The sequence below is a fragment of the Aphanothece microscopica RSMan92 genome, from assembly GCF_046613545.2.
GTDB lineage: Bacteria > Cyanobacteriota > Cyanobacteriia > PCC-6307 > Cyanobiaceae > NIES-981.
In genome coordinates, this window is the sequence record NZ_JBKKKY020000417.1 from 1 (window position 1) to 523 (window position 523).

The 523-nt window shown below is 75.1% G+C and carries 1 protein-coding gene; it reads left to right on the forward strand.

Annotated features, from left to right (window positions below):
- A partial coding sequence (locus tag ACLD7X_RS18315; protein WP_425625489.1) for a histidine phosphatase family protein occupies positions 1-523 on the forward strand: 523 nt, incomplete at both ends.

Sequence of the window (523 nt, forward strand, 5' to 3'; positions counted from 1 at the left end):
CGAAGCGGCGCGCGGCACGACATCGGCGGCATGGTCACACGCCGCCACACGCTGCTGCTCCCCACCGCCGCCATCCTCGCGGGCGGCACCCACAAGGCCAGCGCCGATGACGCCGCCTGGGCGGTGCTGCGCGAAGGCGGCCTCGTGCTGTTCCGCCACGCCATCGCGCCCGGTGGCGGCGATCCCGCCGGGATGCGCCTCGGCGACTGCGCCACGCAGCGCAACCTGGATGCCGAGGGGCGGGCACAGGCGCGGCGAATCGGCGATGCCTTCCGCGCGCAGGCGGCGCCGGTGGGCGCCGTGCTCACCTCCCGATGGTGCCGCACGCGGGAGACGGCGGACCTCGCCTTCCCCGGCCTGGCGCGGGACGAGCCCGCCTTCGATTCCTTCTTCGCGGATCGTCGCACCGCCGATGCGCAGACGGCCGCCGCGCGCGACATCCTGCTGGATTGGACGGGTCCCGGCGCGCTCGTGGTGGTGACGCACCAGGTCAACATCACGGCGCTCACCGCCAGCCTCGGTG